8 protein-coding genes are annotated in these 13,343 nt (G+C 46.4%); 3 read left to right on the forward strand and 5 right to left on the reverse strand.

Going from position 1 to position 13,343, the window contains the following annotated elements; all coding sequences use genetic code 11:
* Position 1: 1 nt before the first annotated feature.
* Positions 2 to 427, reverse strand: coding sequence for a SoxR reducing system RseC family protein (locus INQ51_RS12940; protein WP_233378385.1), 426 nt, complete (start codon positions 425 to 427; stop codon positions 2 to 4).
* A gap of 277 nt (positions 428 to 704) precedes the next feature.
* Between INQ51_RS12940 and INQ51_RS12945 the strand changes: the two genes are divergently transcribed.
* Complete coding sequence (locus INQ51_RS12945; RefSeq protein ID WP_233378386.1) at positions 705 to 893, forward strand: hypothetical protein; 189 nt, start codon at positions 705 to 707, stop codon at positions 891 to 893.
* Between the two features lie 60 nt (positions 894 to 953).
* Here INQ51_RS12945 and INQ51_RS12950 read toward each other — a convergent pair whose 3' ends face one another.
* The 4 genes from INQ51_RS12950 to INQ51_RS12965 form a co-directional block, all read right to left on the reverse strand.
* Entirely contained in the window at positions 954 to 1,676 is a 723-nt protein-coding gene (locus INQ51_RS12950) for a hypothetical protein (RefSeq protein WP_233378387.1), read from the reverse strand.
* Positions 1,677 to 1,739: 63 nt separating this feature from the next.
* The gene (locus tag INQ51_RS12955) at positions 1,740 to 2,462 is read right to left on the reverse strand and encodes a hypothetical protein (RefSeq protein WP_233378388.1); all 723 of its coding nucleotides are present in this window, start codon (positions 2,460 to 2,462) and stop codon (positions 1,740 to 1,742) included.
* A 120-nt stretch (positions 2,463 to 2,582) separates the two neighbouring features.
* Positions 2,583 to 4,502: a monovalent cation:proton antiporter-2 (CPA2) family protein gene (locus INQ51_RS12960; protein WP_233378389.1), complete on the reverse strand. Its 1,920-nt coding sequence runs from the start codon at positions 4,500 to 4,502 to the stop codon at positions 2,583 to 2,585.
* Positions 4,495 to 5,091, reverse strand: coding sequence for an NAD(P)H-dependent oxidoreductase (locus tag INQ51_RS12965; RefSeq protein WP_233378390.1), 597 nt, complete (start codon positions 5,089 to 5,091; stop codon positions 4,495 to 4,497). The genes INQ51_RS12960 and INQ51_RS12965 overlap by 8 nt, the downstream gene beginning before the upstream one ends.
* Positions 5,092 to 5,351: 260 nt before the next feature.
* Here INQ51_RS12965 and INQ51_RS12970 point away from each other — a divergent pair, with 260 nt between their 5' ends.
* The gene (locus INQ51_RS12970; protein ID WP_233378391.1) at positions 5,352 to 10,874 is read left to right on the forward strand and encodes an alpha-2-macroglobulin family protein; all 5,523 of its coding nucleotides are present in this window, start codon (positions 5,352 to 5,354) and stop codon (positions 10,872 to 10,874) included.
* A gap of 28 nt (positions 10,875 to 10,902) precedes the next feature.
* Positions 10,903 to 13,251, forward strand: a complete 2,349-nt coding sequence (gene pbpC / locus INQ51_RS12975; protein ID WP_233378392.1) for a penicillin-binding protein 1C — start codon at positions 10,903 to 10,905, stop codon at positions 13,249 to 13,251.
* Positions 13,252 to 13,343: the final 92 nt, after the last annotated feature.

A 13,343-nucleotide genomic window follows, 5' to 3' on the forward strand; every position in this document is an offset into this window, starting at 1 on the left:
GTTAATCAGTTTCTTCAAGTTCGAATTTGAATATTTTTTTTAATAGATGCCTAAAAAAATATAATGTTATATAGTATGGTATTAGAATCGCCAGCGATACCAGTCCCGATTGTAACTCGTTACCGGTGACCGACTGCATGACGATCAATGTCAGCAATACCAGTAAAAAGGGAACAACGTAGCCCCAAAGCAGCGCTGTAAAACCTTTTGATTCTTTAAAAAGAATGGTGACTTCCTGTCCGGGTTTGTAATCGCTTTTAAAATCGGTGATTTCAATTTCCTTGTCCTGGTAATCGGCCACCGTACAGGCTCCTTTTGCATGGCACGAAGAACATGCGGACTGGTTGATGATGGTAACAATCAGTGAGTTGTTGTTTACCTCCTTTACAAAACCTTTATGTCGGATATCTGTAGTCGTAGCTTTCAATTTTGCTATTTAGAGATTGCAAATGTAGGTATTGATTTGAATCTACAAATGACAAAAAAGCAATTTTTCTGAAATCCGGGAAATTTAGAAATAGTCTAATTTAGCTTTTGTAGTTCAGAGTTTAGTGTTCAAAGTTCAGAGTTGGGTTCGTGGAAGGGGATCCAATGTCGGGGTTCTGTAAATTCAGTGCTACCGGCTCCTGTATTCTTTCGGGGAGGAGAGAACGTTTTTCAATGTGGAGCGGAAGCTTTTCTATGAATATAAAATGAGTTTCGATGTGGATAGAACTTTCTTCGATAGGGATAAAACAAGCTTCAATGAAGATAGAATTGCTTTCAATGAAGATAGAATAGAATTCTGTGATGATAGAACCCGTTTCGAGCCTGACAGGTACAGTTTCGATGTTGATAGAATTCGTTTCGATGAGGATAAAACAGTTTTCGATGTTGTACAGGAAGGCTTCTAACTCAATAGATCTCAGACCTTGAAGGTTTTCAAAACCTTCAAGGTCTGGCAAACAGGTTTTTTATTCAACCGGTTCTTCGGGTTCCTGTGTTTTTTTACCACCGGCATTCATATTGGCCACTACGCGGCTAAAGGTAAACTGTGCTTTTAAAATTTCGTCGTGCTGGTAGTAGGCCGAGGCAATTTTGCAGATACCGATTATTTCGTTGTAGATTTCGTTAAGAGCGGCAACGGCCGCTTCCGACACCGATTTTGTTGTTGACTTTAAACTTTCCTGTGCCAGGTTTGCATCGCTGAGCTGGGTGGCGTATCCGATTATGTTGTCGATAAGTGCCGGGTTGGTGCCTTGGGCCACCATATCGTCTTTAAGCGCGTTGGTCATTCCTTTTTTGAAGGCAAACAGCAACTGGATCAATGCTTCCTGATCGCCGGCACGTGCCGCTTTCAGGTATTTGTCGTAGCCCAGTGTTTTAACGATTTCGTTGGCGTCTTTGCCAAAATCCACTTCAATCTGGGTTTTCAGAAATTGGAGGGCCTGCAAAGCGGGCGCCTGTATTTCGGTAAGGGCAGCCGTGGCATCGCGCAGGGCTTTCTTTTTGTCGAGGCCCAGGTAGTCTTCCATGGCAGTGTCGATTTTGGTGTGCAGGGCCTGGGCGTATTCGGGTGTCCAGTTGCTGCGCACCATCGAAAGATCGGGCAATTGGTTGCTTAGCGAGGTGGCAATTACTTTGCTTGCCATTAGCATGTCGCTGTCTTTGCTTGCGTAAACTCTTGTTTGTGTCATGGTTAAAAATTTAGGTTAATACTTATTGATAAAGGAACCGGAAGTTTGATCGGTTCCCGGAGTTTATTTATCGTTTTGTTTTTTGAATTTGTGTGTGGTATTCATGTAATAATTGAGTCCAACTCCTAAATTAAAATAGCCAATCGGTATTCGGTTTTCACGGTTCGTAAATTGATACATAGCTAATCCGCTGGCTTTTATATTGAATTTTAACCTGCCTTTCCCGAAACGTGCAAAAACAGTGGGTTGAAAAACAAAGCCATCATCAGTTTGAACAGGATAAATAAAGTCGGTATTTTCATAAGAGTAAATGTCAAAATAATCTTTGTCAGTAAATTTTGATCTCGCATAACCTGCTTTTACTCCCAGACCATAATCGGCATTTAAAAATCCGGTGTTGAGCTTTCCTATATTAAATTGGGTGAAATAGATTTGGTAATTTCCTTCAAGGTTGCCGGGATTAGAATCTTTGTAGGTGTAAGAACTTCCCGTTCCTGCTCCCAAGTACCATTCGGTAATTAAGTTCCGGTTACGGTTTTTGTATAGCCCGGCTGCAGTTTGCAGGTAATATTCGTTATCGGTACCGTAGCTGCCAAAGGCTTGCAGTGCAACTTTCTCACTTATTCCATACGATACGGTTGCATTTGCTGTTGGAATGGCTGAAACTCCTGCATCAATCCGTAAATCACCTTTTTCCTGGATAAGAGGGATATCGGTGGTGTGTGGAATTATTGTGCAGGATGCCAGTAGTATGAAAAGTATACACGTGATGTTTATCTGTTTCATTGCGTTGATTTTTGGGTGGCTCACAAAGATATTCGGGAGCTGTATTTAATGCTCTGAAAATAGTGATTTTCAACCAAAAAACCGTCTCTACGCAATAATATTCAGTATGTTATCGAACAGTTATGTATCGTTTTCGGAAGGCGTGTTTTGTTGCTTTTGCAGTGCTTCTTCTTTCAATGTATCCACATCCCAGGCACATTCCGATTCGTGGATCAGGTAGTCTTTCTCGGCCTGCAAAGTTTCTGAAACCTGTTCCGAGAAGCGTCGTGTTTCCTCGATAAACCGGTTGTGGTCTTCGAGCCAGTGCTCGTACAGCTCGTCGGTTATCTGGTTTTCGTGGTGTTTAAAGGTGCGTGCTGTGCGATAGGCTTCGTACCTGCTAAACCCGAGTTCGGTAAGGGCGGTGGCGCCCATTTCGTTGGCCGATTCAAACATCTCGCGCTGAACCGAGCGGACATTCAGTTTGTAAAATTCGAAGGTGTGAAAGATGTCTTTTGCGCGCGCCAGTATTTTTACATGCGGGTATTTTTCGCGTACGTATTTGGCAACTTCCAGTGCATGGTCGTATTCAGCCATGCTCAGGATCAGCATACGTGCATTCTGGATGCCGGCTTTTTCGAGCATTTGCGGCCGGGTTACATCGCCAAAATACAGTTTGAATCCGTATTTACGCAATACCTCCACGTTGGTGGGGTTGTTGTCGAGAATGGTGACTTTGATTTTGTTGGCCAGCAGCATACGCCCGATTACCAGCCCAAAGCGGCCAAAGCCCGCCAGGATCACGGGGTTTTCCGGTTCGTCCATCTCGTCGTATTCCGGTTTGTTGTAGCGGCGCGCCAGGATGGGAGTTACCGCTTTGTCATTAAAAATGAGTAGCAACGGCGAAACGGCCATCGAGAGGGTTACAATCAATAGCAGCATGGAAGAAGTTTTCTCGTCGAACAACTGGTTTTGTTTCGAGAAAGAGATCAGCACAAAACTAAATTCGCTGGACTGTGCCAGTAAAAAGGCAAACAGGAAATCGAAGCCTTTGCGCAGTCTGAAAATCCGCCCCAAAATCAGGAGAACTATAAATTTTATGACAATCAGTAAAAGCACAAAAAAGAAGATCATTCCGGGATTTTGGATCAGCAGGTTAAAGTTGATGCCCGCGCCCACCGATATAAAAAACAGTCCCAGCAGCAAGCCTTTAAACGGATCGATGGTGGTTTCCAGTTCGTGACGGTATTCGCTGTCGGCCAGCACCACACCGGCGATAAAGGTCCCGAGCGCAGGCGATAGGCCTAATTTATCCATTCCCAGCGCAATGCCAATAACCATTAGCAAAGCCAGTGCAACAAACACTTCGTGGAGGCCGGTTTCGGCAATCAGCCGGAACACGTAGCGCGCCATAAAACGGCCGATAAAAACCACTGCAGCTATTGCCCCGATGATGATCAGCAATTGAATCCATCCCGGAAGTTGGGCCATGCCGCCGATCTTGCTCAGGGTAGATTCGGATAAGGTGGCGGGTTGCCCAAGTGTGGCAATAAGGGGCAAAAGTGCTAAAATGGGGATGACCGCCATGTCCTGAAAAAGCAGTACCGAAAAGGCCGATTTCCCGGCAATGTTTCGCATCAGTCCTTTTTCCGAAAGTGTTTGAAGTACGATGGCAGTTGACGACAATGCAAATATCAGCCCGATGGCCAGGGCGCGGTTTATCTGGAACTTGAAAGCCAGCGCAACAAAGGTGATGACAATGGCAGTTATAAGAACCTGCAGACCGCCCAATCCGAAAATGGATCTTCGCATTTTCCACAGCAGGGAAGGCTCCAGCTCCAAACCGATGATAAAAAGCATGAGTACCACGCCAAACTCTGCAAAGTGCATTACTTCGCCGGCTTCTTTCCCGACAAGGCCCAGCACAAACGGCCCGATAAGAATTCCTGCCAGCAAGTAGCCCAAAACAGAGCCCAGCCCCAGTTTTTTGGCCAGTGGAACCGAAACAACCGTTGCTCCCAGGTAAATAAGCGCTTGTAAGAAAAAATCCTGATTATGCATTTGTCAGCGTTAAGTGGTTGGAATATTCGATGTTTTCAAAATCCTTCTCAGTGTACTTACCATCCCGCAGGCCGGTGATAAGCTCGCGGTAATGCGCTGCCTGCCTTTCTATTTCAGCTCGGGTGATGGTGTGTGCGCCATGTGTCACAAAAGGAGGCAGGTAACGCATGCGGCAAAGGGTGGCGGATTGGTTGAAAGGCGCCAGAAACTGATTTACGCTAAAGTGGTTGGCCCCGGTAGCGGTGTAAACTTCCTGCCGCCCGCCGGTTGAAACGGCCGACATGGCCCATTTTCCCTGCAGGGCAAACCCGTTTCTTCCGTACGCAAATCCATGCTGGAGAACCAGGTCCATCCACTCTTTTATAATGGCCGGGGCACTGTACCAGTAAAACGGGTGGTGCCACACAATTACATCGTGTTCCTGTAGCAGTTTCTTCTCTTTTTCCACATCAATGAAAAAGTCAGGGTAATTCTCGTACAATTCATTAATGGTAACATTTTCAAGTCCTCGTACAGCATCGAGCAAAGCCCGGTTGATAATCGATTTATGAAAAACCGGATGGGCAAATAAGATCAATATATTTCTCATAATTTATCGGTAGTATCTCGCGTTAAAGCATAAGACCAACTAATAATTGGTAAAATAATCATTTTGAAAAAGACCTCAACGCGATTCATTAAAAAGCTTAATTTTTTTTTGGAATTGAATTTGCAGACCGGGGGCAAGTCAAACAAATTAGCTAATTTTAAATGCCGAAAACTTAACAATAACATATAAAAAACAGCCTGTGTTTATCCCGGGCACGTTTTTCTCTCGAAATTCTAAAAAGAACAAACAATTATAGCCCAATGAAAAAGTTAATTTTCCCCATTGCCATTTTGTTTTTAATGGCTGTTTCATGTTCAAAAAGCGAAAAGAAAGCTGTTACCACCGACGTTGCTTTTGCGCGTTATGTTCAGGCCTTTACCAGCGGAGTGATCTCGAACGAATCCAGCATTTCGGTGTATATGACCCAGCCTGTTGAGGGCGAGGTAAATACGGACGAACTGTTTCGGTTTGAGCCAGAGGTGAAAGGAAAAACGGTGCTGGTGGGAGGCCGTGTGTTTGAATTCAGGCCCGAAAAACCGCTAAAGCCCGGAACCACCTACAAAGCCGTGTTTGCTCTCGGGAAGATACTAAAGGTTGACAGCAAACTTCAGGGTATGCCTTTTGAATTTGCCACGGTAAAACAAACGTATTCCATAACCGTTGAGGGTTTGAAAAACTACGAAGGGCTGAATTCGACCCAAATGCAGTTAACGGGGTATGTTTTAACGGCCGATGTAGCCGATTCGGAGCCAATTGAAAAAATTGTTACGGTTACGGCGAACGGAAAGGAACTGCCTGTGTTGTGGAACCACGACAGCGGACGCCGCAAACACTTTTTTACGGTCGACAGCCTTGCCCGTATGCAGGACGATGCCGGAAAGGTGATCGTAAAATGGGAGGGGAGTTCGCTCAATACCGATGTTGCGGGAACAAAGGAACTGGAAATACCGGCATTGAGTACTTTTAAAATTCTGGATGCCACGGTTGTTCAGCAACCCGAGCAATGCATTAATGTTCGTTTTTCCGATCCGCTGCTTAAAACGCAGGACCTGGAAGGTTTGATTGAACTGGACAATTCAAAAAACCTGCGCCTCGAAGTGGATGGCAACGTGGTGAAAGTATGGACCAGTAAGCGTGTGTCGGGCACACAAACCCTGCATGTTTACGAAGGAATAAAAAGCGCCAACTATGCACGTCTGAAATCGGGTGAGAATTTTCTGCTGCAATTTACGAATGCTGAGCCGGCACTTCGGCTGATCGGCAAAGGCGTGATTGTTCCGCAAACCGATCATCTTGAATTTCCTTTTGAAGCGATTAGCCTGAATGCAGTCGATGTTCGTTTAATTGAAATTTACAAAGACAATGTTGCGCAGTTTTTACAGGAAAACCGTTTGAGCGGAAGCTCCGACCTGAAACGTGTAGGAAGGCCGGTTTACGAAGGAAAAGTGGACCTGATTTCCACCAACCCGGTGAATTACAATCAATGGAACACTTTTAAAATAGACCTGGCCAAACTGGTGAAACTTCAGCAGGGGGCGGTTTATCGTGTCGAACTTCGTTTCCGGAAAGACTATTCGCTTTACATCTGCCCGGAGGATTCGGCCCAAACCGAAGTTCCCGATATTGATTTGTCAAGCGGTGAAGACTACAGCACCGAGTGGGACACGCCGGGCTGGTACAGCGATTATTATTATCCCGAAGGATACGAATGGGAGGAGCGCGATAATCCCTGTCATGTGGCGTATTACAACTCTGATCGTTTTGTGAGCCGGAACATTATGGCTTCGCAACTGGGGATTGTTGCCAAGGAAGGCCGCGACCAACGCATGTTGTTTGCCGTGTCGAACCTGGTTTCAACATTGCCGGAAGCCGATGTGGAACTTCAACTTTACAATTACCAGAACCAGCTGATTGAAACGATAAAAACCGATGCGCAGGGATTTGCACAGGTTGACCTGAAAAAGAAGCCTTTTCTGCTGGTTGCTAAAAAAGGCAGTCAGTTTGGCTACCTGCGGCTGGATGACGGAACTTCACTTTCGGTAAGTAATTTCAATGTGGCCGGACAGGAAATCACCGATGGAATGAAAGGTTTTATATATGGTGAACGCGACGTATGGCGCCCGGGCGACACTTTGTTTCTGAATTTCATTCTGGAAACAGCCTCGGATGATCCAGGGAATCACCCTGTCATTTTTAGCCTGATCAATCCAAAAGAACAGGTGGTTGAACGCCGTGTTGTAACCAGCAATGAAAACGGTTTTTACCTGCTTTCCACACAAACCAAAAAAGATGCCCCCACCGGAAACTGGAGGGCCCAGGTGCAGGTGGGCAACAGCTTTTTCTCGAAGCGGGTGAAAATAGAAACCATCAAACCCAATCGGTTGAAGATTGAACTTGGTTTGCCAAGCGATAAGTTACTGGGGATCGATGACAAGAGCTTGCCCATAAACGCCTCGTGGTTACATGGCAGTCCGGCAAAATCGTTAAAAGCAAAGGTGGAGGTGCTGTTTACAAAGAGCTCAACACAGTTTCCGAATTTCCAGGGCTATACATTTACCGATCCGGCTTCCCGTTTTTCGGGTAAGGAAGAAACCATTTTCGATGCGCAACTGGATGAAGCCGGAAAAGGAAGCATCCCTTTAAAACTGGAAGGTTTGGACAATGCGCCGGGAATGCTCAATGCCTGGTTTACGTCGCGTGTGTTCGAAACCGGTGGCGATTTCAGTACTTCCATTACGAAGGCCCGCTACTCGCCTTATTCTACTTATGTGGGGCTGCGTATGCCCGAGTCGGAAGATAATTGGTACAAAACCGATACGGACTATTTACCGGAAATTGTACTGGTGGATAAAAACGGGAAAGCTACATCGGGCAACGACCTGGAGGTTCGTCTCTACAAAGTAAACTGGCGCTGGTGGTGGGAATCGGGCTCTGAAAGCCTGGCTCATTACGTTTCCGGAAGCTATTACCAGCCGGTTGATTCGTGGGTAATTAACAAGGCTGAGCATAAATCGCAGATCCGTCTGAATGTAAAATACACCAACTGGCAAGACAATGGCCGTTATTTTCTGTGGGTAAAAGACAATACTTCGGGACATTCTTCGGGTATCACCTTTTACATGTCGAAATGGGGTGGCTGGCGTTCCGATGGAATGGCAGAAGGCGCTACGATGTTGAGTATTCGTACCGGAAAGGAAAAATACAATGTGGGGGAAGAAATTGAAGTGGTCATTCCTTCTTCCAAAACAGGAAAAGCTTTGGTGAGCCTCGAAAACGGAACCAAAGTGCTGGATATGTTTTGGGTGGAAACGGCCGATAAGCAAACCCGTTTTTCAATAAAGGCCAAACCGGAAATGGCGCCTAATTTCTACGTTCATGTTAGTTTGATTCAGCCTTTTGGGAGCACAGAAAATGATGCGCCGCTAAGGTTGTATGGCGTGATTCCGGTGGAAGTGGAAAATCCGGCAACCATTTTGAAACCCTTGATCAAAGCTCCGGCGGAGATTGAACCGGAAATGGATTATTCGGTAGAAATATCAGAAGCCAACAACCAAAAAATGACCTATACACTGGCCATTGTTGATGAAGGATTGTTGGGATTGACCAATTATTCAACACCCAATCCGCATGCTACTTTTTACCAGCGCGAAGCCTTGGGGGTAAAAACCTGGGATTTGTATGATTACGTGGCGGGTGCTTACGGTGCAAGGCTCGAAAAAGCTTTTGCGGTAGGAGGCGATGGCGAGATGGTAGATTCTGAAAAGAAAGAGGCCAACCGCTTTAAACCCGTGGTTCAGTTTGCCGGTCCCTTCACGCTCGAAGCCGGAAAGAAACAAAAGCACACCTTCAAAATGCCGAATTATGTGGGCGCTGTACGAATGATGGTGGTGGCCGGAAATCGGGGAGCTTACGGTGCTGAAGAAGTTTCTGTTCCCGTCAGGAAAGGCTTGATGTTGCTGGCAACCGTTCCGCGTGTGCTGGCGCCGCTGGAAACATTTGATTTGCCGGTGTCCGTTTTTGCCATGAAAGACAATGTAAAAGATGTTTCGATCACGGTAAAAGCCAACGAACTGTTTGAGGTTGTCGGAAGTACTGATAACAAACTTCAGTTTGCTGAAACCGGTGAGAAGATGAGTTATTTCAAGCTGAAGGTAAAAGCTCAGAGCGGTGTTGGCAAAATTGTGGTGGAAGCAAAATCGGGCAGGGAAACGGCCAGTTACGAAGTGGAAGTTCAGGTGCGCAACCCAAACCAGGCGGTAACGGTTCTGCAATCAAAACTGGTAAAAGGCGGCGAAAACTGGAACACCGAACTGCAGAACCCGGGAGAACCCGGCAGCAACGAGGCATGGGTGGAGATCTCAGGATTTCCTCCGCTAAACCTGGGCAAATACATCGATTATCTGATTCAATATCCGCACGGTTGTGTGGAACAGATTACGTCGGCTGTTTTTCCGCAATTGTTCCTGAAGAATCTGACGGAAGTTGATGCGGATCAGAAATTGGAGATCGAAACCAATGTTCGCCAGGCTTTGGTGAAATTGCAGGCGTACCAGTTGGGGAGCGGCGGATTTAGTTACTGGCCCGGATCGTCGTATGCCAACGAGTGGGGAACCAATTACGTTGGGCATTTCCTTGTTTGTGCTGAAAAAGCCGGTTATTCGTTGCCTTACGGAATGAAGGACAAGTGGGTGCGCTACCAGAAATCGGCCGCGCGAAACTGGAAGAAATCACAAAGCGATACCGATATTTATTATTACCGGAATTACGATCTGAACCAGGCGTATCGCTTGTACACACTGGCTTTGTCCGGAAATGCGGATTTGGGGGCCATGAACCGCCTGCGCGAGAAAACTACCAAATCGCAGGATGTGCTTTGGCGGCTGGCTTCGGCGTATGTGCTGGCAGGTAAAAAAGAAGTGGCGCAGCAACTGGTGGCCAATTTGTCGACAGAGGTGGAGGAATACAATGAATTCAGCGGAACATTTGGCTCTTCGTTGCGTGATAAGGCCATGATCCTGGAATCGTTGGTTTTGCTCGATGAGCAGGAGAACGCTTTCAGTATGCTACAGGAAATTTCTGAAGACATCAACAAAAATAGCTGGTTAAGCACGCAAACGGCGGCGTGGAGCTTGTTCTCGGCAGCTCAGTTTTCAGAGAAGTTCTATAAAAACGGTAACGAAACCGGTTATGAACTGACCGTGAACGGTGAAAAGGCTAGCACCCGTACCAAAATTCCGGTAGTTAAAGTGCCTGTAAAAAATAAAAATACCCGGCAGGTTGCATTGGAGTACAAAAACACAGGCGCAAATGCTACTTTTGTCAGGCTGGTTGCCCGGGGAGTTCCGGCGGATGTAGATTCCACTTCTGCTGCCAGTAATTTAGTGCTGGAGGTAAAATACCTTGATGCGGCTGGTAAAGCTATCGATCCTACTTCTGTTGCGCAGGGAACGGATATAAAAATGGAAGTAACAGTGAAGCATCCGGGCAAAAAAGTAAACTATGAAGAAATGGTGCTCTCGGTGCTGGTTCCTTCGGGTTGGGAAATCCTTAACAAGCGTTTAAGCGATGCGCCGCAAAATGATGCAAATTATGAATACCAGGACATTCGCGATGACCGGATTTACACCTATTTTGATCTGGACATGGGCAAGCAAAAGACATTCACTTTTTACCTGAATGCTGCCTACAAAGGGGAATTCTATCTCCCGCCGGTAAGTTGCGAAGCCATGTACGACAATAGTGTGAATGCCCGCAGGGGTGGAAAGATGGTGATGGTGAAGTAGAAGGATTATTTCTGTGCGTAAAAGGAAAATGGATATAAAAAAAGCAGGAAGAACAGTTTTGATCTTCTTGCTTTTATCGTTGGTATTGTTTTTTATCGGAGGCTGGCTGGTGCCACGTCCGCTTTTCGATACATCCTATTCTACTGTTTTGGAAAGCAGTGAAGGCGAGCTGCTGGGTGCCCGTATTTCGGACGATGAACAATGGCGCTTTCCTCCGGTGGATTCCGTTCCTGAGAAATATGAAAAATGCGTACTCAGTTTCGAAGACAAGTATTTCTATTATCATCCCGGAATCAATTTGTTTTCCATGGCCCGCGCTTTGGTCCAAAATATCAGGGCAGGGAGAATTGTGAGCGGAGGCAGTACGATTACCATGCAGGTGTGCCGTTTGGCTCGCAGCCAGAAAGAACGGTCACTAAAAAATAAGTTGATCGAAATGTTCTGGGCGCTTCATGTAGAACTTCGTTATTCAAAATCGGAAATTTTGGAGCTGTATGCTTCACATGCACCGTTTGGCGGAAACGTAGTGGGTCTGGATGCTGCTGCATGGCGCTATTTTGGCCGCGATCCCGGTCAGTTGTCTTGGGCCGAGGCGGCTACTTTGGCCGTTTTGCCCAATGCTCCTTCGCTGATTTATCCCGGAAGGCTTGATTTGCGGCTAAAACAAAAACGCGATTTTTTGCTGAATCAGTTGCTGCTTACCAACGAAATTGACAGCATCACTTACGAGCTGGCCATTTCAGAACCTTTGCCTGAAAAGGTAAATGCTTTGCCCGATATCGCTTTCCACATCACCGAGAAAGCCAATGCCGAAAAACACGGACAGCGTATTAACTCCACCATCCGGTATCAACTTCAGGAGCGGGCGAATGAAATTGTTGTCCGTCATCAGCAACGGTTGAAATCGAATTTTATCCATAATATGGCGGTGCTGGTCGTGGAAATTCCATCGAAAAAAGTGCTGGCGTATGTGGGAAATACCAATAGTGCAGACAGTACCGTTCATGGCAATCAGGTGGATATTGTGCAGGCTCCGCGAAGTTCGGGGAGTATATTGAAGCCGTTTCTGTATGGCAAAATGCTCGACGAAGGTTTGCTTCTTCCATCGATGCTGACACCTGATATTCCGATTCGTTTTGGTGGTTTTACCCCGATGAATTTTGATCGAGAATACAACGGCGCTGTTCCGGCAGAGGAAGCACTGGCGCGTTCGCTGAATATTCCGGCGGTGCATTTGCTGAAAGAGTACGGAGTGGGGCCTTTTTATTCTTTTCTGAAAAAGACAGGCATGACCACCCTGAATAAACAACCCGAACATTACGGACTGTCACTGATTTTGGGTGGCGCAGAAGTTAAACTGTGGGATCTGGCCGGAATGTATGCCTCGCTCGGAACCATCCTGAAACGCTACAACGAAGAGGATGGCTTTTATTCATCCCAACCTTTTAACCCGTTGGTGTGGGAAGAGGATGATGCGGAGCTTCCCGAAGAGGCCGGAACCCAAGCTTCTGTGCGGGCATCGGCGGTTTATGCTACACTTGATGCTTTATTAAAAGTGAAACGTCCGGAAAGCGAAGCCGGTTGGGAACATTTTGCTCACACTCGAAAAATTGCCTGGAAAACCGGGACCAGTTTTGGTTTCAGAGATGCCTGGGCGGTGGGAGTGACTTCGCAGTTTGTAGTGGCTGTTTGGGCCGGGAATGCCGATGGAGAAGGGCGTGCCGGCCTCACTGGCATATCGGCTGCAGCACCGGTAATGTTCGATGTGTTCTCCGTTCTTCCGTATTCCGGGTGGTTTCAAATTCCAACAGATGAAATGAGGAGTATTGAAGTTTGTTCGCAAAGTGGTTACCGCCCGGGAGAATTTTGCACTGAACGGAAAGAGATCATGGTTCCTGCCGGAAACAAAGTGGGAGTGTGTCCATATCACCGGCGCATTCATTTAAACAAAGAAGGAAGTTATCGTGTAAATGCCGCTTGTTACCCGGTTTCGGAAATGCAGCATCAAAATTGGCTGGTGCTCCCTCCTGCAATGGAATACTACTACAAACGTCAGAATGTTTTGTATGCCACTTTGCCGCCGCTTATGCCGGGTTGTTCCGAAACAGAACAACAACTGGAGTTTATTTACCCGCGTGAATGGAATCAGCTGTTTATCCCGGTTGACCTGGATGGAACACCGGGGAAGATTATTTTCGATCTGGTGCATCGTTCAAATAATGTTACGGTCTTCTGGTATCTCGATAATCGTTTTCTGGGCACAACCCAAAATGTACATCAGCTCGAATTACGCCCCGATGAGGGCTGGCACAGCATTACCGTGACGGATAATTTGGGAAATTCGATGACCAAACGCTTTAAGGTGGTAAACCGCTAAGCGCATCGATGCAAAATGATGTAAGTGTTATGTATAAGGCATCGGAACCCTGCTTCTAACTTAAATCATGAATTGATTTCGTAAAAGTTTGT

The sequence above is a fragment of the Maribellus sp. CM-23 genome, from assembly GCF_021354595.1.
In the GTDB taxonomy this organism is placed as follows: Bacteria; Bacteroidota; Bacteroidia; order Bacteroidales; family Prolixibacteraceae; genus Draconibacterium.

What these genes read in the sequence shown, in the direction of transcription:
- pbpC (WP_233378392.1), top strand. Translation starts at nt 10,903, where the DNA reads ATGGATATAAAAAAAGCAGGAAGAACAGTTTTGATCTTCTTGCTTTTA.
- INQ51_RS12950 (WP_233378387.1), bottom strand. Translation starts at nt 1,676, where the DNA reads ATGACACAAACAAGAGTTTACGCAAGCAAAGACAGCGACATGCTAATG.
- INQ51_RS12955 (WP_233378388.1), bottom strand. Translation starts at nt 2,462, where the DNA reads ATGAAACAGATAAACATCACGTGTATACTTTTCATACTACTGGCATCC.
- INQ51_RS12965 (WP_233378390.1), bottom strand. Translation starts at nt 5,091, where the DNA reads ATGAGAAATATATTGATCTTATTTGCCCATCCGGTTTTTCATAAATCG.
- INQ51_RS12970 (WP_233378391.1), top strand. Translation starts at nt 5,352, where the DNA reads ATGAAAAAGTTAATTTTCCCCATTGCCATTTTGTTTTTAATGGCTGTT.
- INQ51_RS12960 (WP_233378389.1), bottom strand. Translation starts at nt 4,502, where the DNA reads ATGCATAATCAGGATTTTTTCTTACAAGCGCTTATTTACCTGGGAGCA.